The sequence below is a fragment of the Desulfovibrio sp. An276 genome (genome assembly GCF_002159665.1).
GTDB lineage: Bacteria > Desulfobacterota > Desulfovibrionia > Desulfovibrionales > Desulfovibrionaceae > Desulfovibrio > Desulfovibrio faecigallinarum.
This window is the reverse complement of sequence record NZ_NFJC01000025.1, coordinates 1-19,965: the sequence shown is the minus strand read 5'-3', so window position 1 is coordinate 19,965 and position 19,965 is coordinate 1. Positions and strand designations below refer to the sequence as shown.

The following is a 19,965-nucleotide window of genomic DNA, read 5'->3' as shown; positions in this document are numbered from 1 at the left end:
AAGAATCCGACGCCCTGCTGCTGAAAGATCCTACTTCACTTTCAGCAGCCACTGCAGCGGACTGTCCGGCGTAGACTGTGGATCATCGTCCACCCTTGCCGCAGCCTCTCCCCACAGCCAGGCATCGACTACACTGCGCGGCACGCCCCAGCCGTTTCTGTACATGACTGCCAGATTGCGACGTGCCTCGGCACTGCCCTGCTCTGCCGCGGTTCTGAGCCAGCGCAGGGCCTCGGGGTAGTTTTCCGGGTCGCCGGAGGCTGCCAGAAAATGCCCCAGGGCGGCCTGGGCTTCCACGCAACCTGCCTGTGCCTCTTCGGTGTACAAAAGCCTGGCGCGCTTGGGATCGCCTGTTTCGAGCAGCGAGGCCAGGCGCAGGCGTGCGCGTCCGTCGCCTTCCCCTGCAGCCCTTTCGAGTGCAGCGATGGCCCTGGAGAGATCGTGTTCGGGATTGGAGCCTGCCAGTATGTAGCCAAGCACTGTCCAGGCCTCCACAAGGCCTGCATCCGCAGCCTTTTGCACCCAGGTCATGGCCCTGGACAGACTGATTCTTTCCGACCACCCGTTCAGAATGGCCATACCGTGCAAAAGCTGGCCCCTGGGATCGTTGCGCTGTGCTGCCAGGCGAAACCAGCGCCCTGCCGCGTCCGTATCCCTGGCTGTGGAGCGCCCGTGCAGCAGCATCAGGCCTAGGTTGACCTGGGCTGCCGCAGAGCCGTTTTCCGCTGCCCTGCGGTACCAGGAAAAGGCCTCGCCCTCGTCTCTGGAGACTCCGTAGCCCTTTTCGTACATGCGTCCCACCATGGCCTGGGCCAGAAGCTCACCGTTGCGGGCTTCCTCAAGCAGGCCCGGAAAGGCCTCCCCAAAGAGTCTGTCTGCACGAAACGAGGCAGGCAGGGCCAGATCCCTGCCTGCCTCGCAAAGCATCAAAGCCATGCCGTATCTGCCCCTGGGACTGCCAAGGGAGGCTGCCGCACTGTAGGAAAGCCAGGCCGCAAAGGCGTCCCTTGGCATGCCGAACCCGTTTCTGGCCATGAGGCCCTCAAGATAGGAGGCTCTTGCGCGATCCCTGCGCGTGGACTCGCGCGCGTCAAGAACACTCTGGCAGTGGCGTTGCGCAGTAGTGTAGTCGCCGCGTACAAAGGCTGCCTCTGCGTCCCTGTATCCGGCACGCACCGGATACGGCAGGCTCAGCAAAATCATCAGGCACATTACAAGGCACATGACGGAGGTGCTGGCCCCATGAGTGCTGGACCAGGGAGCAAACAGGCTATTCATCGGCGCAAATCTCCACCTCAAGGCGCAGGGGTTCCTTATGGACAAGGGATGCGGGCTGCTGTCTGGCAGCCCCAAGGGGCAGCCCGGAAAAGATTCCCGGGAAGGTCCACGCGCCAAGCAGGACGCAGAGCAAAAGTAGGCAAAACGCTGTCCCACGGCGCAGGCGCCGCACACTGCGCTGCCTGCGCTCAAGCACGGACGCAAGGGAAACAATGTGGGAAAAGGCCTTCCCCGGCTCACGCGCTGCCTGTTCTGCGGCAGCTGCCAGGGCCAGGGCATCCTTGCGTGTCAGCCTGTCTAGGCAGTCCCGCGCGGCAAGCTGTGCTGCAAGATGGCGCACGCCATTCACAAGGGCTTCGTCCGTGCCGAGCAAATGCAGGCGCAGGATCTGGCGCTGCATAAGGCCTGCGAGATTGCCCCTGGCCTTGATCGTGTCCGGAAAGACATCAAGGTACAGCCCCAGTGTCGCAGCCTGGGAGGGCAGGCCTGCAGACAAAAGCTTGCCAAAGCGCCTGGAGAAGCTCATTTCGCGCATGATGCGCAGTACAATGCCCCTGAGGCCCAGCGCAACAAGCATGACGCAAAGTATGGCAGCACCTGCCAGGCCGGCAATGGACAGGCACGAGGCAATCCAGGGCGAGGTGCCGCAAGCGGACAGTGTTTCCATCATAGTACCGGTGTCTCCGCGGATTTGGAAATGCTTCGCGCAAGCTGCATGAGCGTCTGGCGAAAGGCCTCGGGCCTTGAAGTAAAGAGGGCCAGAGCCTTTTGCGGACCATAGTCATCCCCGAGATCGTAGGGCACAGGGTGGTACTCGGACTTGTCCGTCTGCGCCAGCATGTCGTAGCAGGGCATGTCCGGGGCAAACACGGAGAGCACGATGCGCTCGGACATGAGCAGGTTTGCCACGTCCTGCACTGTGCCGCCCCGCGCCTCCGGCAGGCTCATGACCTGCCTGTAGGGCGCATCCGTGAACACCACCACAATGCGTACTGCGTCCGCGCGACTGCGCCACAGCTGCGCATCCTCTTCGCCTGACCTGCTTGCCGCACAGCTTGCCACCTTGTACAGTGCATCGAGCAGGGATTCTTCTTCATCGCCCCCGCCCCTTGCCTCCAGGGCCGCAAGCTGTTTTTGCAGCAGGCTTGTGCTGCGCACAAAGGGAAAGACCTCGAGGGGCGGCGCGTCGTCGTAGTTGTAGTCGCGGTAGCCCACAACGCGTGCACGCCAGTCGCGCACAGGGGCAGGCCCGTCCCTTTCCGACAGCGTGCCGAGAAAGGCCGCTATATTGTTCTTGAGCGCGTCGATGCAGGGCTGCATGCTCCCTGTCACGTCCAGTAGGAAGACAATGTCCGCCACTCCACCGGATCCACCCTGCGCCACGGGAGCATCACTGAGCCTGGGCTCGGCAGGCGCCCTGTGGGACGCCGAGGATGCGACAGGACCAGGCTCGAAAGAGGGCGCAGTGTCACAAGCCTGTTCCTTGCCTGCCCTTTCCTGGTCTCCCTTCTCGGCATGTCTGTTCAAGAGATCGGAAAGCTTCATGACCTGTTCCCGGAGTCGTCCGACTCACCTGGATCGCTCAAGCCGTCCCGACCAGCCATGGAGCTACCCAGTCCCGTGTCAGCCTGTTCTGCTGCCACAATCTGCAGCCGCTGCAGTTCCGGGAGAGTGTGCATGGCAAATTCCTCGTACTGGCGCAGCACCATCTGTTCGAGGCGCACTGCCTCCTCTTCGTTGCCTGCGGCACGCTGCGGATCAATGGCCTGCAGGGCATGATCAAGTGGCGAACAACCGCTTGCAATGGCCAAAAGGAAGAGCGCGCAGACAGGGTTGAGCAGGACGCAGCCGCCCAGGGGCGACACCAGGGTCGCCATGGCATTGTCTGTCACTGCCCGTCTGGCAAGGTGCATGTTGCAGGCAGCCACTGCCGCCCTGTCCGGAGCCTGCGGGGCTGTGACCAAATCGCCCATGGCAAGGCGCAGGGCGCAGACGCCGTCAACCTGCTCATGGCTCATGCCAAGCTCTGCTGCCAGCTGGCCTGCAGTGCAGGCTCCCTGGCTTAGTATGCTGTCCAGTACCCGGCTGTGTGCGCTCATGTCGAGCCTGATCTCTCCGCGTGCGGATCTGCAGACCTCGGCATAGTCGCCCTCGTGCATGTCCGCGGAAAAAGGGGTTTGCTGCAGCACATCGTTCGCGTCTGCCAGGGGATTGTGGCCGCGAACAAAGATGTCGCGCCGCAAGAACGTGCCTGTCAGGCAGTCGCGCAGCGTTTCCTGCAGGGACAATACACCCACTTCCTCAAGCAGCTGCCCGGTTTCCTGCGCAAGGCCAGTCTGCGCAAGGCGCGAGGTCAAATCGAGGCTGCCCCGAAAGATCAGGCCCCGGCGCGCCAGGGCATCGCCAAGTTCGCAAAACCAGACAGGCTCGTAGTATGGTGCAAGGTAGCGGTGCAGCAGAATGCGCCTGTCCATGTCCAGCAGCATGCGGCAGGCAGCGGCTACCGGCTGGCCCTGGGCAAAGAGCCCGCGACCTTCTCCAAGCAGGCGTTCCATAATGTCCAGTACCCTGCCCAGGCGCTGCTCCTCGCTGCCTGCCACAGCGTTCCAGCACGAGCGCAGCACACCTACAAGGGTCTGGAAGGGAGCTGCCATGGGAAGGGCCTCGTAGGCCAGCACCAGGGCGCCACCGCACTTGAGCTTGCGGGCTGCCATTTCGGCCACAAGCTCCCGCTCCTGCTGCGACAGTGTGCAGTACCCTGCCCGCACGACCATGCAGTCGAAGGCAGGGGTCGCTGCCTCGAGAAAGCGCTCGAGATCCAGGGGAGCCACTGTCATGTTGGCCCTTTGCGTGGCGCTCATGAGCCTTCCTGCCTGCAGGGCCGCTGTGGGATTGGCCTCCACGGCCCAGAAGGACGCCTCGGGATACAGACAGGCCAGTGCTGCCACGTGGGCTCCGGCGCCTGCACCAATGTCGCAGTATGCGTATCCCGGCCCCGGAGGCGGCAGGGCTGCGCCAAAGCGCGCCGCGCAGTAGCGGATGGAGGTCGGAGACCAGGCCGGATCGAAATCGTCCGGGCATGGCGTCCAGGTCATGGGAAAGACGTTCAGGGGTTGCACGCTCTTCTCCTTGTGCTTTGAGTCCTTTCATTGTGTCCGGGAATTGACCTGCACGCGCACTCACATGCTGTCTGCAGGATTCTGCCATTCCGCACAAGTACATGCGCTGTGAAAGACAAGGCCCCTGGCCTCTGGGGCAAGCGGGCCGTCCGGGCCAAGGTGCCACATGGGAATGGTGGCCACTGCTTGCCTGCTGGCATGCCCGGAAAAGAGCCAGGTGTTCCAGCCAAGGCAGGCCCAGTCCCTGTTGCCAGGGCAGGTCGTTCTCACCTCGTCCTGCTTAAGGACAGCGTGCAGCTCGTATTCCAGAGGATCCGTCAGGTACAGCCGAACAAGTTGTCTCAGCTCTTCGTAGAGCCGGGTGAGCGGATGCAGCGCGTGAAAACGTGCAGCGTCGAGCCTGCACAGGCGAATGACGATCTTTCCCGAGCGATCGGCAACAGTCGAGCCAAGCACAGCGTTTTCGCCAAGCCTGTGGTTGAGCCTGGCCAAAAAGGTGCGCTGATCCCTTGGGATCTCGACCTCGCGGCGCACGCACTGCTCCACCTCCACGCTGGGCACGCAGGCAAAGTCCGACACAATGCTCTCGAGTCCAGAGGCCGAGCGCGGGTGCTGGCTGAACAGGCCCATATAGCGCAGGGCCTTTCTGTGCACACTGAGCCCCTCGCGCAGCAGGGGGTGCCCAAGACCGAGAAAGCTGTAGAGCTCCTCCAGGTAGACGTCATCGCGCTCTACCTCAACCTTGAGCATGAGGCGGTACTTGGTCCAGCCGCGGTAGAGCAGGCTGAAAAAGGGATTGCCGACAATGTCGAGAAAGTCTCTGACAACGCTGCCGTCCTCGCCTGCCTCTTCAAAAAGGTCCTCGGTGTAGTAGGTCGGCAGCGGCGATCCTGTGCCGTACAGCCCGAGGAACGTAGTCACAAGCTGGAAGGTCTCTGGGGCACCGGCAACGGGTCCGTCTGGCGGCAGGACCTCGCAGCCCACGAGATCCGAGGCCGGGAAGGCCAGGGAGAGATCTGCGCGCACGCGCAGGGATCTTTCCAGAAAGTCCTCCGTATCCTGACCGTGCCTGGCTCTGGCGTAGGCCGAAAGCAGCTGTACTGCCTGGAAGAAGGAAAACTTCTGCGGGGCGCGGACAAGCTCCGCGATTACAGGAGAGAGCGGCTGCCCAGACGTGGAGGCCATGTCAGTGTTTCCCTGCTGTCCCGTTCTTCCATGCAGAGGCGGGTGTAGCTGTTGATCCCGGAATAGGAGGCAAAGAAGCGGTCAAGTACGGATCCGAACAGGAGCATGTCCCCCTTGCAGGGAAAGCCTGCGGGATCCACGCGCAGGCTGATGGCGCTGCCCCGCATCATGACGCCGTGGACAAGCCTGTTCTCGTTGCGCATGCTCAGATCCTCTATGGACTCTATGCGCTTGAGCCTGGCCCTGTAGCCACCCTGATCGCGCATGGTGTTGCGAACATAGAGACCCAGAAGAGCCTGCAGGCTGCGCCGATCCCCAAGGGTAAAGTAGTTTACGTACATGTGCGAGACAAGGTGCCAGAGCGCGTTGCCGTCGACCTGGGGACGATAATAGGGTGTTGGCACGGTAATGTTCTCGAAATCCGCCAGCACAGGCGAGTTGGCTGTGGCAAGACGCACATCCCCTGCCTTCAGGGATTCGGGCACTGTCCCGTTGGTGCAGAGCAGATCCACGGACAGGGTTTCCGGCCTGAAGGCCTTCTCGAAATTCTTTTCGCCAGGGCGGGCAAAGGAGATGTACCAGTCGAGCCTGCCGCCTGCGGCATCGGAGCGGAAAATCTGTGTGTAGCCTGGTGTCGTGTCATCGAGATTGGCAAAGATCTCGAAGGGACGGTAGCTGCGTTCTGCGCTGCCGCCCTGCGCAAGGCCGGTCACCCCGACAATGGAGTGTATTTCGTAGGCATGGCCGGCATTGTCCGCAGGCACGATTCTGTACTCCGGCTGGGTGAAGTCGACGTGTACGGGCTCAGCGCCGTGGGCAAAGAGGTTGATGGCCGGCACCACGTGCAGGGAAACGTGTTCCCTGCGGAAGGGCACAGTGTCCCGGAAGGAGGCCCTGTCCACGTAGATGTCCATGTCGAAGCCCTTGCCCGAGGCACCGGACAGGAAGGGGGCGAGGCCTGCGACATCGAGGAAGAGGTACTTTTCGGGAAAGACAAAGAATTCCTGCAGCAGACGAAAGCCCGCAAAGGATCTGCGCGAATAGGGCAGTATGGCCTCGTCGTCGCCAAAGCCTGCAGGGCAGATGGCGTTTCCGGGCAGGCGCAGGCTGCGTTGCGAGCCGTGCTCTGTGAGGACAACCTGCTGCACGTGTCCTGTCAGCATGCGGTAGCGTTCGCAGGCAGGAGCGTATTCTCCGGACAGAAACAGCCGTATCCTGTCCGTGTCCCAGGAGTTCATGGGCACGCCCTGGGTCGCGAAGCGCAGGCGCAGGACTGTTTCCCTGTCCTCGCGCCAGCTGCAGTCGGCCAGGGTCAGGGGCAGGAGCGACATGTCGGACGTTGTGGAAAAGACACAGGAAATGTCCCCTACGGGAACCGAGGCAAAGCGCGTGCCCTTTGGGATCACAAGGGGCTCCATGAGACCAGGTCTCGGCGCAAGGCGCATGGCTGTCACGCTCGGCAGGGGCTTGAGATAGTGGGGAAAGAGGATCTGCGTCAGAGTATGGATGATTTCCGGCAGCTGATCGTCGATCTTCTCGGCGACCATGGCAGCAAGAAAGGCCGTTCCCTCTAGAATGCGCTCGACATCCGGGTCCGCACTTTCCGTGAGCAGCAGGGGGGCAATGGCAGGATGACGCCTGCCGAATTCCCTGGAAATGTCCCGCAGATGCTCGAGTTCGCGCTGAAAACGTTCCGGTTTCATAGGGTTAGGACATTTCCTGTCTGGCGATGCGCACCTCGCCATTGCAGAGAATGTACGTCTTCATGTTCACGGGCAGCGCACCGTCCTCCATGGACACCACGCCCACAATGTCGAAAGCAAGCTCCAGCTCGTCCGGCAACACCTGATGCGGCTGTATGCGCAGCTGCTGTATACGGGGTTCGTAGCGGCGCACGAGCTTTTCCATGGAGCGGCGCAGCACTCCTATGGTCTCTTCGCTGAAGCTTGCGCCAAAGTTGGTGTAGTCCGGCAATCCGAAGTCCGGGTCGAGCAGGACAGTTCCCTTGCGGGTGTTGAGAATCTTGCCGAGATTCCAGATGATGGAATTGAGCACTGCATCCGAATTCTGTCTGCCTCTCCTGCCGGGATCGGCCTCCAGGGCCCGAAGACGTTCGAAAAAGCGCATTTCTGACATGGCGGCTCTCCACGAAATACGGGGAAAGGGGCCCGCCGGCCGTAGCCGACGGACCCGCAGGAACAAGTTGCGGATGTGCGAAGGGAATGCGGACTAGGCGTTCCAGGAATCAGTGAATTCTACGTTGCCGTCCGTGTAGTTCCAGGTGATCTTGGAATAGGTGAAGCACACCTCTTCCATGTCGTGGTAGGGCTTGTTCTCGGGCAGGAAGGTGGTGGGGGTGTACTCGTTCATGGACACGATGATGGCGTCCTCAAGCTTGACTGTGAAATACTTTTCTTCCTCGCCTGTGGGCTTGATGCGGTAGAATTCGATGTCAACCGTGCACTGCTCGCCCCTGCAGGTGCACTGGAACAGACGGGGAGAAGCCTTGTCCTTGTGCTTCACAATGACAAAGGGATGGTGAATGCGCTGCCCTGTGGGGAGACCGGTGTGAGTATCCTTGGGGATTTCTACCCGATGGTTCATGCTGTACACCAGGATGGAATCCTTCTTGTCGCCGGCCTGATTGCAATCTCCCTTGATGACACCCTGAGTTTTGCCAGTTACCTTCATGTAGCTAGTAAGAGCCATGATGAATCTCCATAAAAAAGTAGATACGCGACGAACAACACTCTCTTCTGTCACCTGTATGTCAAGTCACGACAATGCCTTGTTTTGTTAAATATATTGTATCTGTTATAAATGATGCATTCATATGCTACTTGCACTGTACTGCTTATCTAATAAATATCATGTAATATTTACAGTTTTATGTAATGACAGGCATATACCATGACATACACTGGCGACCAAAGAGAGATTACAGGGAAAATATAGAGAAATTTTTTGGGGTATACATGACAAAAAGCCATGATTTATGTGACATTATATGAATATTGCAAGCAGATGTCTGGATCGAATCCGGGGAGATGCCACGGCGTACTGCCTGCAGTGCCGGCTAGGCCTTGTCGAGCTTGCCGACCAGGGACAGGGTGAAGGCAGCGCCCATGTACTTGAAGTGCGGACGGGCCTTCAGGGTCACGCTGTAGAAGCCCGGTTCGCCTGCCACGTCGTGCACCTCGATCTGTGCGTAGCGCAGGGGACGACGGCTGCGCACTTCCGGAGCCGGAGAGTCCATTTCCGTCACGTACTGGCTCAGCCACCTGTTCAGCTCGCTCTCCAGGGTCTGGCGCTCCTTCCAGGTACCGATGTGCTCGCGCTGTATGACCTTGATGTAGTGTGCAAGGCGGTTCATGATGAACATGTAGGGCAGCTGGGTGGAAAGACGGTAGTTGAGTTCCGCTTCCCTGCCCTCTTTGGACAGGCCAAAGGTCTTCGGCTTCTGGCAGGAATTGGCCGAGAAGAAGGCTGCATTGTCGCTGCCCTTGCGCATGGTCAGGGCAATGAAACCCTGTTCTGCCAGCTCGAATTCGCGGCGTTCGGAAATGAGCACCTGGGTAGGAATCTTGTTCTGTACCTCGCCCATGGCCTCGTAGGTGTACAGAGGCAGATCCTCCACTGTGCCGCCGCCCTGGGGACCAATGATGTTTGCGCACCAGCGGTACCTGGCAAAGCTTTCGGTCAGGCGCGAGGCAAAGGCAAAGGCCGCGCTGCCCCAGCAGAAATCGTTGTCCTCCATGGTCGCTTCCCTGAAGTTGAAGGTGCGGGCCCTGCAGCTGTCGCTGCCATAGGGGCTGCGCAGAAGGAAGCGGGGCAGCACAAGGCCGACATAGCGGGAGTCCTCGGACTCGCGAAAGGCCTGCCACTTTGTGTACTGCATGCCTTCGAAGATAGACTGGAGATCTCGCAGGTTTGCAAGACCGCCCCAGTTTTCCAGGCCGAACATGGAGGGCGCCACACCGGCAATGACCGGAGCGTGGGACATGGCTGCCACGCCGGCAAGATCCCTGAGCAGGGCCACGTCTGCGGAAGAGTGATCGAATTCGTAGTTGGCGATGATGGCACCGTAGGGTTTGCCGCCAAACTGGCCGTATTCGGCTGTGTAGACCTGCTTGTAGAGGCCGGACTTGACGAGTTCCGGAGAATCCTCGAAGTCGTAGCTGAGCTCGTCCTTGCTGACGCTCAAAAGCTCGATGCGGTTGTTTTCCCGAAAGTCCGTGTGGTCTACCAGATACTTGAGGGAACGCCAGGCGGACTCGAGCCTCCTGAACTTCTCGTTGTGCATGATGGCGTTGACCTGGGCGCTGAGCTTCCTGTCGATCTCGGCAATCATGTCGTCGACCAGGACGCCGGACACCTTTGCCTTTTCCCGTTCCGGACGCAACAGTTCCCCGATAAAGGCCTGCACCCCGTAACGCGTGGAGGAGAAGCCCTCATCCGAAGGCTTCAGCCTTGTGGCCTCCATGATTTCGTCTATGAGATCCAGTGTCTCGCTGTGTGCTGCTCCCTGTTCGTCGCTCAGCATCAGCAGTTGTTCCGTAGCCATCTTCTACTCCTCGTCAAGGCCGAGATCGGCCAGCAAACGCGCACGCAATGCCTCGTCCTGCACTATCCTCTGCAGCTTCTTCCTGAACTCCGGAATGTTGCTCAGAGGGCTCTTCAGGGCCTTGAGAGCCGCGCGCAGCTCCATGAGCTGCCTGAGCTCCGGGACGCTGTCCACAATGACGTCCGGACTGAAGTCGTTCATGTTCTCGAACTTCAGGCTGACTGCCAGCTCACCGCTGTCCGGAGAGTCCTGCAGCCTGTTGGGAACCATCATCTCAAGCGTGATGCCCTGTCCCTGCATGACTTCGTCGAAATTGTCCTTGGCCACATTGATGGGCTTGCGCTCTTCCACCGGAACGCTGTCCGCGCGCAACGTGAAATCGCCGATGACAAGTGTCTTGAGAGGAAGCTCAACATCCTCCTGCACGTCGCCTATGGCAGGACGGTAGACAATATTGATGCGTTCCTTGGGAGCAATGGAAGTTTCCTTTGACATTGATACTTCTCATAAGGGTTAGAGGTTGCAAGAAAGACATCGGCGCCTTTAGACATGCGCTGGATGTGACTTACGACATGGATTGTTCCACAAGGGAGAGCGCTTTTGCAGGACGCAGGCGGATCATGTGTCCGAGGGCCTCGCTGCGCATGTCGCCCGCACCGCCACGTGCGAGGATCTCCCAGGCTTCCCAGGCAAGGGAGGATTCCCATGTGTCAAGATCGTGGCCAAGCAGGCTGGAGCGCAGCTGCCCGGCCACGACTGCAAAAATGTCCTTTCTTCCCTTCTGTGCAGCCCTGCGGGCTGCGTCGAGCATAAGACAGAAATCCGCCCTCCCCTGGCCTGCGAGCCTTTCGTGCGCATCTGTGCCCTCCGGGACACCCGTCGTGCCTTCTGGAAGCTGTTCGGATCCTGCGGCAGGGCCTGCCGTTTTTTTTTCTGCTGCAAGGTGCGCAGGCAGATCGTCCCGGCTGTCGGACACTGCATGCGTTCTTTCCGACACAGGCTCGGGCGCTGGCTTTGGGGAAACGCCCAGGCGCTGTCGAAGCCAGGCTGAGGAAAGCTCTCCGGCCATGGGGGAGCCATCGGCGAAGCGTGCTGACAGGAGTGTCGGGTACAGACGCACAAGATGTTCCGTTTCCCCTGCCATGCGCTGCGCACTCTGCGTTTCTCCCATGGCCTCGAGCACACGGACCAGGGCATGGGCTGCGTCAAGCCAGAAACGGTTTTCGCGCAGAGCCCTTTCGGCCCTGAGCGCTGCAGCTGCATCCGCACGCGGGGATTCCTGCAGCTGGTGGATGCCCTCGCGCTGCGCAATTTCCGGGGCTGGCATGTTGGTTATTCCCTCCTCGTCTGCCTGCGGTGCCCTGGCAATGGCAAGCCAGAGGCTCTGGCACAGGGCAGCGCAGCGCAGCGGATGCCATGTGCCCTCGCCTGCAAAGCGTTCTGCGGCAAGGGCCAGCTGCTCCAGGGCCCTGTCCAGAAGAACCGTTGCGGAAACGTTCCCGTCCGCATCCTGCTCATCCTGCTCACCCTGCCCTCTTTGCGCCCGCACTGTTCCTGGCGCAGGCAAAGAGCCCAGGGTCCCTGTCCGGGTCTGGGCCCAAGAGGTCTGCGGAGTGTCCGGAGGGACCCGGGTGAGGGGTGCGGCCAAGGCCGCAGGCTTGTTGTCCTGCTGTTTCCTGTCTTCCCCTTCTTTCCCGGCAAGGGCATTCTGCGCCTCCTGTTCCTCAAGGTATTTTTGCAGGACCGGCAGGGGCGGCGCATTTCTCTCCTCGGCTCCGCGCAACTGTTCCGCAAAGCGCTGCAGATCGCGCAAAATTGGAGCCCGCTCACCCAGACGTTCATCCAGGGCTTCCTGCAGATCGCGCACCATGTTCCCGAAAAGTTTGGCAAGGTCCGCATGGGGCGTTTCGTCCACGTACTGGCGCACAAAGTCTCCTGCCTGCTCATGCCACCAGACAAGAGCGTTGACCCTGCCCCGCATGCGCTGCACAGGCGGCTGCATGCTCTCCCACTGCAGGCACACCATGTCGCGTACTATCCCTGTACCCTCTACCAGACCTGCAAGGCCCTGCGTGCGCATGAGCGCCACTGCCAGATAGACAGCTGCCTGCAAGTGCTTGCAGCAGGTACGCAGCACCGTGTCCGCAAGTGTGGCCATGTTCTCCCAGTTTGTGCCCCTGCCAGAGGCGGACACCTTGCCGAGATGGCTTGCGCAGTCCATGAGCTCCTGAAACTCGTGGCTGTCTTCCGGATGGATCGGGTGTTCTATGGCTGCACGCCCTGCATCGGAAAGATTCATCGCCTGTTCTTCCCCCCGAAACCGAAAAAGGATCCCAAAAGCCCTGCCATGCGCAGGATTGGGCTGGACGGTCGTGGTGGCAGGGGCACAAGCGGCTGGGCAGGCTGGATCGTGTCCTGGCTCTCGCTGGGCAGCCCGGGCATGACGGGAATCTGCAGCCTGCGGGCAAAGGCCACAAGGTCGGCAAAAAGCCCGGGAGCGTCCAGATGCGTGCCGAGAAAAGCCTGCAGGGTCAGGGCATCGTCCTCAAGCCTTGCGCCCATGCCGCTTTCCGGGGCCCTGTCCAGCGTGCAGGTTGCCACAAAGAGTCGTGTCTCGTCCTCCCACAGGCTGTAGGCATTGAAACGCGCTCGCTCGCGCTCTGGGACAGGATACATGCTCTCCCAGTACAGGCAGGTCAGCTCGCGCAGCATCGTGCTTGCGCAGCACAGCCCCTCGAGGCCGAAGATACGCATGAGCGCTATGGCGAGATAGACTCCGGCGTACAGGTGCTTGCCCTGGGAGCAGAGAATTTCCCTGCAGACTATGGCAACGTGATCCCATTGCGGGGCAAGTCCCTTGCCCCTGCGGCGGATCTGGTCCTGCAGATAGAGGTATTCCAGTCCGGACGAGGGATCTCTGCCTGCCGGATTTTCGCAGCCGAAGACCGGGACTCTTCCGGCATCCGTGAACGAAGAGGGTGCGTCCATATCAGTTCCCGCTGGTTATCCGCTGGGGAAGCGTCATTTTCTTCACCTCGATGAAGTTGATGACAGGTCTTGCGCCGGACATCTTCATGCCTGTGGACAGACTGGTTATGCCGAGATCGCGCAGCTCTTCCTCATAGGCAGGGAAGTCGTCCGCCCTGAAGGTCACCCTGCCCGAACGAAACATGCGCAAGAGTTCCGGGAAGGCCCCTGGGCCGTGAAATTCCTTGCGCAGCGTCACAGTGCGCAGATGGATGTCCAGACGGGCCTCGTTGCACTCGTCGAAACTCCAGGTAAAGTTGCGAGAGACACGGTTGTTGTAGTTTTCCAGGGTCTGGACCGGCCTGTCCTGGCACATGAGCGAGACAGTGGTCAGGAAGGGGATGTCCCTGGCCTCGCGATTGACTGTGGTGGGTTCGGCCAAAAGGCGCACGCGATGCTGCCTTCCTGTGGCAAGCGGCTGCCTTGCCGGACATGTCAGACTGCCCAGGAAGGTCGATGCCAGGGGCAAATCCGTGCCAAGAAAGGAGGCCGCCGTGTAGCGTTTGCCGCGCTTGATCACAAAGGGTTGTCCGGATCCCTTCAGGAAGGCCGGAATGGCCCCGTCTGCGGCATCGCACAGGGCGTGGTACTGCTTTTCCACAGGCGTTTCCTCTGCCACTGTGTACACGTCCGCCACCCAGATGCGCTGCAGTTCCTCCAGGGACTGGCGCAAAAGCAGGGAATGGAAGAACAGGTAGGGACCGCCGACCAGGCGCTGCAGGATTTCGGGTGTACCTCTGGTACCGCAGACTGTGCGCACAAAGGCATCGAGCGAACGCTTGGCATTGTGAATCTGGAAGCTCACGCCCGAGGCCACGTCCGGACCGCGCAGGACCTTGGACACAAACTGAAAGGATGTGGCCGGTGAGGATATGGCCGGAAGGAGTGCATTGACTGCCTTCTGATACTCCTCGAGCTGGCGTGTGACCTGGGCCAGTTGCATGGCCTGCTCGCGCTGTGCCGGATCCATGCTTGCCGAAAGCTTGTCCACTGTGTGGGACGTGTCTGAGAGGACCTTTCCGATGGATGCGGGCGTTTTCTTGAGGCGTATTTCACGCAGGACCATGTTGAAGGTCTGTACAGTGCCGTACCAGGGTGGCGTGTCCGTGACGAGCGCCATTGGACGCAGCTCTTCGTTCATGCGCTCGAGCAGGGCAAAATAGGGATTGGCGTAGCCGGACATCTGCCCGGAAACCAGGCGCATTTCCTCTGTTGGTGCCACGATTTCCTGGCCTGTGGGCGCAGACAGGGCAAAATTGTACCAGCTTGCGAAGTACTGGTCCGCGTAGCTCTCCCAGAAGGCCTTCTCGGCCATGCGAAAGCTCTCCTTGTCCCTGGAGGAATCGCGTATCTTGTCGAGGAAGTCCGCAATGGCCTCTCGCCCGCGCACCGTGTAGGCAGCCGGCACAAGGGTGTCCTTGCGCAGGATGAACTGGCTGTTGCCCCAGAACTCGCTCATGGTGACCGGCCGTAGCAGGGGATGTTCGTTGGCCCAGCCCACAAGCCAGTCCAGCCTGCCGCCACGGAAGCTCACAAGGTCGGCAAGGGCGTTTTGCCAGGTTCGCAGCTGTTCCTCGAAGTTCTGGCTGCCCGAGTTCCAGGCAAGATTGCGCAGGTAGAGGCTTGTGTATACCGGGCCACTCTTGGCTGGCAGACCGAGGCCCTGGCGGAAGAGCGCAGGCCGCATGGGTGCGGGAACCCGCTCCATGTCCTCGAGCGAGGCACCGTCTATACCCTTTTGCAGGACATTCATGCGCCAGACGAGATGCTCGATGTAGATGGGTATGACTGCCTCGGGAGTAGAGGCATTGACCGCGTTGATGTTGCGCAGCAGGGTCAGGTCCGAGGGGTGCTGCACCGTACCTGCAAACAGATGCCCGTAGTACTCCTTGATGCGCTGTTCGCCCTCTATGCTCTGGGTCAGTCCAAGACGGGGAATGCGCCAGTTCCTGTTTACCATTTCCATGTTCAGGATGCCCCTGGAAATCTGATCCAGGGGAAGCAGGCGGTTTTCCACCGAACCCGAGGTCGCCTTCGCTACTGCGGCAAAGGGCGCAAACTGGTCGGAGAGAATGTTCAGGGCCTTTCTGTTTTCCACAAAGGAGAGGGTGAGAAGGCAGGAAACCCCAAGGCAGACCAGCATCCAGGCGCCCCAGCCAAGCAGACCGGAAACTGTACGCCAGTGCAGCATTTCCCTGACAGGTGTGAAGAGGTATCTGTCACGGGGGATGATCTTGGAGAAGATATCGTGCAGGAAGGCGCCCCTGTTTGTGGCCATGGGGTTGTTGGCAAACTTCTCGTCGTTGGCCTTGGCGCTGGAAAAGAACAGTCCCCTGAAGAAGGGCGTTTCCAGATAGGGATTGGCGCTGAAGAGAATGGAGGAGAATCGCTGTAGCGGCCCCTGGAATCTGGCAAGATGTCCGGGCAGGGACAGAAGGGAAAGATCGAAATCCGGCTTGGCGTTGGCTGCCATGATGCGGAAATCGTTCATGATCCCGACAAAATGATCCAGACAGTCGTGGGCAAATCTGTCGCCGGGCAGCTCTTCGCAGTTGAGCGACCCCATGACCTGCCCTCGCGCGGACATGTCGATCTGATCCGTGAAGGCATTGAAGCCCGGCACAAGATCCATCTTGGTCACAAGCACGTAGATGGGAAATCTTGCGCCGACCACACGCATGAGTTCGTTGATGCGTCTGCGCAGCAGCCGCGCATAGTCGTCGAGTTGCTCCGCGTCACCACCAAGTCGTTCCGCCGATACTGCCACCACCAGGGCATTGAGCGGCTCACGCTGGCGATGCTTGGCCAGCAGTGTCAGAAAGGTCTCCCATTCGCGGCGCACGGATGTATCCTCGCCGCAGTCCGCCTCCGAGAAGCGCCCTGCCATGTCGAGGATCACTTCGGAGTTGGAAAACCACCAGTCGCAGCTCGATGTGGGACTGCCTATGGAGTTGAACTGCGTCTGTATGGCCAGAAGGTTGGCACGGCGCAGGGCCATTGTCTTGCCGGAATTGCTTTCGCCAAGCACCATGCACCAGGGCAGCACGTAGAGAGGATTGCCCTTTTTGCTCATTTCGGATGTTTTCAGAACATCCACCGCAGCAAGAAAGCGCTTCTCCATGTCCTTGTAGTTTTGCTGCTCTTCCTCTTCCTGGGGCAGACGCGAGAGATCCTGCCGCACCACACGCTCTACAAAGCGGCGCTCCCTGTGCCGGAAATACCATCTGTGCAGGAGCGCTGCCAGCACGCACAGGCCGACAATACCTCCATAGACAGACGCAACAAACCACAGGGGCCAGTGCAGCCACAGACCAAGGTAGTAGAGACCGACAGCCAGGAGCAGCAATAACAGGAGGATGAGCAGGAACCGAAACAGCTTGGAGCGGAACATCAGAATCCTCGTTGCGGAAAACTACATAAAGACGGTATTCACAAAACGGTCAAGAGACATGTCAAGAATAATGTTGTAGGAGAGGTAGAGCACGCCGACAGTCAGCACAGGCACTGCAAACAGAGCCAGGGTGACAAGATGCGAACGCGCCCAGGGCAACTTGCGCGGTTGTGTGGGCGTGTGCACGGCATAGGCTTCCGGAGCCAGGGGAGCCTTGCCGACCATGTCGCAATCGACCTCCGGCGAGAGCCATTTCGCATTCGGCAGGGCATTGCGTATGGCCTGCTGGCGCAGGGCGTTGAGACGCACGCGCTGACGATCGTTGAAGTAGCGCCCCCGAAAGCCGAGCTGCAGGCACAGGGCGTACACTTCGAGCACTGCGGGCCTGTCGTTGGTCATGATGCCCTCGTGATCCCTGGGAGCATTTTCCGGCAGGGGATCGGACAGCAGCAGGATGTCCTTATCGTCCGTTCCGATGGTCGCGCGATTCAGATGCTGGAGACGGACAAAGAATTCCTCGCCGGCATTGATGGTGTTGTAGTAAATCTTTTGCAGGGGAGCCTGCAGCCAGCGCTTGCGTCCATCCCAGGAAGTGGCGAGTATGGTCTCGTCCACAAAGGCGCACACGGCAAATCTGGCCTGGTCGAAGTCTACTGCAGAAAAGCGCTGCCGCTTGGCAAGGTTTTCGGCCTGCACAAGCAGCTGCTCAACGCTGTCGCGCATGGTTTCGAAATCCGGCGCATCGCCGGGTGAACGCATGGTGCTGACAGTGAAGGCCACAAGCTCCGTAAAGGCGTCGACAAGGCGGCTGCCTGGCTGTCTTGGCATGGATGTTTCCCCCATCTAGTCGGAACGTACGACTGCCAGAAAAACGTCCACGTTTTCCGGCCTGGATTCCCAGAAAAGGCAGATCTCGCGGCTTTCCTCGACCTCGAGCCAGTAGGGACTCTGCCTGTCCACAAGAAAGTAGTAGCTGCCGGCCCTCTTCGGCAGTCCGGACGGCGGCATGTGGTGATGGGTCAGACCTATGCCCGGAATGGCGCGCACCAGAATGTCCGACATCTTGAAGGGAGCGCACAGCTTGGCCGAACGCAGCACTTCCTCCACAAGCTTCTCTCCGTCTTCTTCCGGATCCGCCTGCACGATGAGCCAGTACTGGTTGCAGGGTCTGAAGATCCTCTCTGGCAGCTCGGCATGAAGCAGCAGATCCCTGGGCTCGAGACGCACAAGGAACTCTATGCTTGTACCGAGCTTGGCTATGAGCTGCTGTATGAGGTCCCTGGCATTGAGAAAGCAGGGGTAGAGATCGCGGTGGTTGTAGGGCAGAAGAACCCTGCGTCCGTCAGCTGTTTCCCCTGTCGGGGCAAGATCCCTGGAAAAGACGGAAAGTTCGCCTATGAACTGGCGCAGAACGCCGTATGCCTCCCAGGGCGACACATCATCCGTCTCGGCAAGGTGCATGAGGATCTGGACGTATCTGTTGATGGTCTGCAGGGCGAGCAGAAAAATGATGTAGGCCGGATCGAAATCCTTGGTCCGCTGCTCGCCGTGCAGCTTGTATTCCTGCAGCTGGGTGGCACGAAAGATGACAATGTCGCGGATGTCGCGCACAAGACCGCAGATTGCAGAGCCTGCCCCAAGGCGCACGAGCGGGGGCACAAAGGTTTCCACGAGATGGAGCTGCTCGCCCTTGCGCACGAGACGGGCAATTTCCAGTGTCGTGTACCCGGACATCTGGACTGCATCCTGTTCGAGAAAAATCTTCATGACAGGACGCATGCGGTGCACGTTGCCCATGGGCGCCCGCGGCATCAGCAGATCGACCTGGGGTTCGGGATCCTGATGTGCCATGTAGCGCGTCTGCACGGAATCACAGGGCGCGTTTTCCGGCACAATGGTGACATTGCCGCCATGCTCGTCCCACAGTCGAACTCCCACGTAGACGGAAGTAGGCTGTTCGGCGCTTAGGGCGTTTCTGTCTATCAGTCTCGGTGCGCATTCCGCACAGTCCGGATAGTCGATGCGGGTGCCGTCCGGAAGGATTGCCTTGCAGCGTGCAAGGACAAGCTGTGATGACAGCAAGGCATCCGTGTTGATCTCCAGCTGCAGGATGCCCCAGGCATGGGGCCTTGAGGCAGCGAGCGTCTCACCCAGACGAACTTCATTCTGACGCTGCCAGACCTGAAAGTGCTGCGGCTGCAAAAAGAGTCCCTGGAACCAGAAAATGGGACGAAGATCTTCCATACTACTTTTCCTGTGCCGGCAGCGGCCTGAAGCCGTCCGCTCCCAGTTCAAGGCGCATGTTCAGAACAGCTGGCTGGAAGCTGCGCTTGCTCCACCACAGGGCCCCGTCGTGCTCCTCCACAAGCGGTATTGCCTTGAGCATGGTCGCACGTGCGGGCGTCAGATTGTAGAAGCCTCCGACTATACCCAGATAGCGCGCATTTTCGTGGCGGTCCATGACTACACTTTCTGTTGCTCCGGGATGGGCAATGCGACGTCGGGACATGACCACCGATGGATCGAAATTTGTGCATTCGAGCAGCTTGTCGATGCCGGATCTGGTCTGGGCCAGAGCCTCGAAGCCTTCTCTGCCCGAGAGCTCGTACACGCACAAAAGAAGTGTATGCGGAGCCCCCTCGAAGAGATTGAGCGTGTCCGTTGATGCCAGTTCCATGACCAGACCGTTCTCGGCATAGCTCCAGCGCGTGGCAGCAACATCATTCTGGCTCTCCGCAGGGAGATCCTTGGGATCCACAGGCTTGGACGCGCAGGAACAGATTAATATCGAAAGAAACAGGCCGAGACAGGCAAGAGCTTTGTCCATTGGAGGCTCTCCTCCGTTGCCAGGTTGAAAAAATCCCATGTGCTTATCCGACAAGCCATATTGGGCAGGTTAGAAAGCTAGGGGGAGAGCGTTACGCATTTACGTCAATAGTGCGTCCATGCAAAAAAAGTGTATTCCTTCCCTGCGCAATTTGCGGCAAACAGCGTATGATCCAATGGTTGCGTCACCCCGGCTGACACTGTCCGATTGCATCGGCGCCCCTGCATCTTGCAGGAAAAAACTCCGTCATCTGTCTGTGCGATGCGGCCAACCATGTTGAATCGCCCTGTTTTTTTGTGCCTGGCTCCTATCCTCGGAGCACGAGACAGGTCTGAACTCTTTTATGACAAAAGATGGAGAATCGCCGACATTCCTGCAGCCACGTTACAAATTTTTGGCGTTCTCCCTCGCCTTCAGGCGGGGGAGAACGCCAAAAACCATCCGTTATGAACACCCGCATCTCATATTGACATCCTCCCCCGCCTAAAGGCGGAGGATTCCCAGCGGAAACAAGCTAGCTTGATCCCTGGGCGGGTTCCGCTTCAACGAGGCAAGGAGCCTCTCCACAGGCTGT

16 protein-coding genes are annotated in these 19,965 nt (G+C 59.7%); all 16 read right to left on the bottom strand.

Going from position 1 to position 19,965, the window contains the following annotated elements; all coding sequences use genetic code 11:
• Positions 1 to 30: 30 nt before the first annotated feature.
• Complete coding sequence (locus tag B5F76_RS10275) at positions 31 to 1,203, bottom strand: tetratricopeptide repeat protein (RefSeq protein ID WP_162608801.1); 1,173 nt, start codon at positions 1,201 to 1,203, stop codon at positions 31 to 33.
• 67 nt (positions 1,204 to 1,270) lie between these two features.
• On the bottom strand, positions 1,271 to 1,948 hold the full coding sequence (locus B5F76_RS14915) for a hypothetical protein (protein ID WP_162608800.1): 678 nt from the start codon (positions 1,946 to 1,948) through the stop codon (positions 1,271 to 1,273).
• Positions 1,945 to 2,823 (bottom strand): vWA domain-containing protein, encoded by an 879-nt coding sequence (locus B5F76_RS10270; RefSeq protein ID WP_087354178.1) that lies wholly within the window; start codon positions 2,821 to 2,823, stop codon positions 1,945 to 1,947. The genes B5F76_RS14915 and B5F76_RS10270 overlap by 4 nt, the downstream gene beginning before the upstream one ends.
• Positions 2,820 to 4,397 (bottom strand): methyltransferase regulatory domain-containing protein, encoded by a 1,578-nt coding sequence (locus B5F76_RS10265; RefSeq protein WP_087354174.1) that lies wholly within the window; start codon positions 4,395 to 4,397, stop codon positions 2,820 to 2,822. Before B5F76_RS10265 ends, B5F76_RS10270 begins: the two co-directional genes overlap by 4 nt.
• A 60-nt stretch (positions 4,398 to 4,457) precedes the next feature.
• Complete coding sequence (gene tssG, locus B5F76_RS10260; RefSeq protein ID WP_087354169.1) at positions 4,458 to 5,582, bottom strand: type VI secretion system baseplate subunit TssG; 1,125 nt, start codon at positions 5,580 to 5,582, stop codon at positions 4,458 to 4,460.
• Positions 5,546 to 7,285 (bottom strand): type VI secretion system baseplate subunit TssF, encoded by a 1,740-nt coding sequence (gene tssF, locus B5F76_RS10255; RefSeq protein ID WP_162608799.1) that lies wholly within the window; start codon positions 7,283 to 7,285, stop codon positions 5,546 to 5,548. The genes tssG and tssF overlap by 37 nt, the downstream gene beginning before the upstream one ends.
• 4 nt (positions 7,286 to 7,289) lie before the next feature.
• Positions 7,290 to 7,718, bottom strand: coding sequence for a type VI secretion system baseplate subunit TssE (tssE, locus tag B5F76_RS10250; RefSeq protein ID WP_087354163.1), 429 nt, complete (start codon positions 7,716 to 7,718; stop codon positions 7,290 to 7,292).
• A gap of 93 nt (positions 7,719 to 7,811) precedes the next feature.
• Entirely contained in the window at positions 7,812 to 8,291 is a 480-nt protein-coding gene (locus B5F76_RS10245) for an Hcp family type VI secretion system effector (RefSeq protein WP_087354160.1), read from the bottom strand.
• Between the two features lie 367 nt (positions 8,292 to 8,658).
• Positions 8,659 to 10,146 carry a type VI secretion system contractile sheath large subunit gene (tssC, locus tag B5F76_RS10240; RefSeq protein ID WP_087354157.1) on the bottom strand — a complete coding sequence of 496 codons (1,488 nt, stop codon included), beginning with the start codon at positions 10,144 to 10,146 and terminating at the stop codon, positions 8,659 to 8,661.
• A 3-nt stretch (positions 10,147 to 10,149) separates the two neighbouring features.
• A complete protein-coding gene (gene tssB, locus B5F76_RS10235; protein WP_087354154.1) occupies positions 10,150 to 10,641 on the bottom strand; it encodes a type VI secretion system contractile sheath small subunit in 492 nt (163 codons plus the stop codon).
• Positions 10,642 to 10,711: 70 nt separating this feature from the next.
• Complete coding sequence (locus B5F76_RS10230) at positions 10,712 to 12,445, bottom strand: type VI secretion system domain-containing protein (RefSeq protein ID WP_087354151.1); 1,734 nt, start codon at positions 12,443 to 12,445, stop codon at positions 10,712 to 10,714.
• Positions 12,442 to 13,134: a type VI secretion system ImpA family N-terminal domain-containing protein gene (locus tag B5F76_RS10225; protein WP_087354148.1), complete on the bottom strand. Its 693-nt coding sequence runs from the start codon at positions 13,132 to 13,134 to the stop codon at positions 12,442 to 12,444. Before B5F76_RS10225 ends, B5F76_RS10230 begins: the two co-directional genes overlap by 4 nt.
• A 1-nt stretch (position 13,135) precedes the next feature.
• The gene (locus B5F76_RS10220) at positions 13,136 to 16,564 is read right to left on the bottom strand and encodes a type VI secretion protein IcmF/TssM N-terminal domain-containing protein (RefSeq protein ID WP_087354145.1); all 3,429 of its coding nucleotides are present in this window, start codon (positions 16,562 to 16,564) and stop codon (positions 13,136 to 13,138) included.
• Between the two features lie 21 nt (positions 16,565 to 16,585).
• Positions 16,586 to 17,392, bottom strand: coding sequence for a DotU family type IV/VI secretion system protein (locus B5F76_RS10215; protein ID WP_162608798.1), 807 nt, complete (start codon positions 17,390 to 17,392; stop codon positions 16,586 to 16,588).
• A 15-nt stretch (positions 17,393 to 17,407) separates the two neighbouring features.
• Complete coding sequence (gene tssK / locus B5F76_RS10210; RefSeq protein WP_087354139.1) at positions 17,408 to 18,808, bottom strand: type VI secretion system baseplate subunit TssK; 1,401 nt, start codon at positions 18,806 to 18,808, stop codon at positions 17,408 to 17,410.
• Between the two features lies 1 nt (position 18,809).
• Positions 18,810 to 19,391: a type VI secretion lipoprotein TssJ gene (locus B5F76_RS10205; protein WP_162608797.1), complete on the bottom strand. Its 582-nt coding sequence runs from the start codon at positions 19,389 to 19,391 to the stop codon at positions 18,810 to 18,812.
• Positions 19,392 to 19,965: the final 574 nt, after the last annotated feature.

Excerpts from the sequence above, each read along its gene's own strand:
- B5F76_RS10215 (WP_162608798.1), bottom strand. The coding sequence starts at position 17,392 with ATGCCAAGACAGCCAGGCAGCCGCCTTGTCGACGCCTTTACGGAGCTT.
- B5F76_RS14915 (WP_162608800.1), bottom strand. The coding sequence starts at position 1,948 with ATGATGGAAACACTGTCCGCTTGCGGCACCTCGCCCTGGATTGCCTCG.
- tssE (WP_087354163.1), bottom strand. The coding sequence starts at position 7,718 with ATGTCAGAAATGCGCTTTTTCGAACGTCTTCGGGCCCTGGAGGCCGAT.
- B5F76_RS10245 (WP_087354160.1), bottom strand. The coding sequence starts at position 8,291 with ATGGCTCTTACTAGCTACATGAAGGTAACTGGCAAAACTCAGGGTGTC.
- tssK (WP_087354139.1), bottom strand. The coding sequence starts at position 18,808 with ATGGAAGATCTTCGTCCCATTTTCTGGTTCCAGGGACTCTTTTTGCAG.
- B5F76_RS10230 (WP_087354151.1), bottom strand. The coding sequence starts at position 12,445 with ATGAATCTTTCCGATGCAGGGCGTGCAGCCATAGAACACCCGATCCAT.
- B5F76_RS10270 (WP_087354178.1), bottom strand. The coding sequence starts at position 2,823 with ATGAAGCTTTCCGATCTCTTGAACAGACATGCCGAGAAGGGAGACCAG.
- B5F76_RS10225 (WP_087354148.1), bottom strand. The coding sequence starts at position 13,134 with ATGGACGCACCCTCTTCGTTCACGGATGCCGGAAGAGTCCCGGTCTTC.
- B5F76_RS10205 (WP_162608797.1), bottom strand. The coding sequence starts at position 19,391 with ATGGACAAAGCTCTTGCCTGTCTCGGCCTGTTTCTTTCGATATTAATC.
- tssB (WP_087354154.1), bottom strand. The coding sequence starts at position 10,641 with ATGTCAAAGGAAACTTCCATTGCTCCCAAGGAACGCATCAATATTGTC.
- tssG (WP_087354169.1), bottom strand. The coding sequence starts at position 5,582 with ATGGCCTCCACGTCTGGGCAGCCGCTCTCTCCTGTAATCGCGGAGCTT.
- tssF (WP_162608799.1), bottom strand. The coding sequence starts at position 7,285 with ATGAAACCGGAACGTTTTCAGCGCGAACTCGAGCATCTGCGGGACATT.
- tssC (WP_087354157.1), bottom strand. The coding sequence starts at position 10,146 with ATGGCTACGGAACAACTGCTGATGCTGAGCGACGAACAGGGAGCAGCA.
- B5F76_RS10220 (WP_087354145.1), bottom strand. The coding sequence starts at position 16,564 with ATGTTCCGCTCCAAGCTGTTTCGGTTCCTGCTCATCCTCCTGTTATTG.
- B5F76_RS10275 (WP_162608801.1), bottom strand. The coding sequence starts at position 1,203 with ATGATTTTGCTGAGCCTGCCGTATCCGGTGCGTGCCGGATACAGGGAC.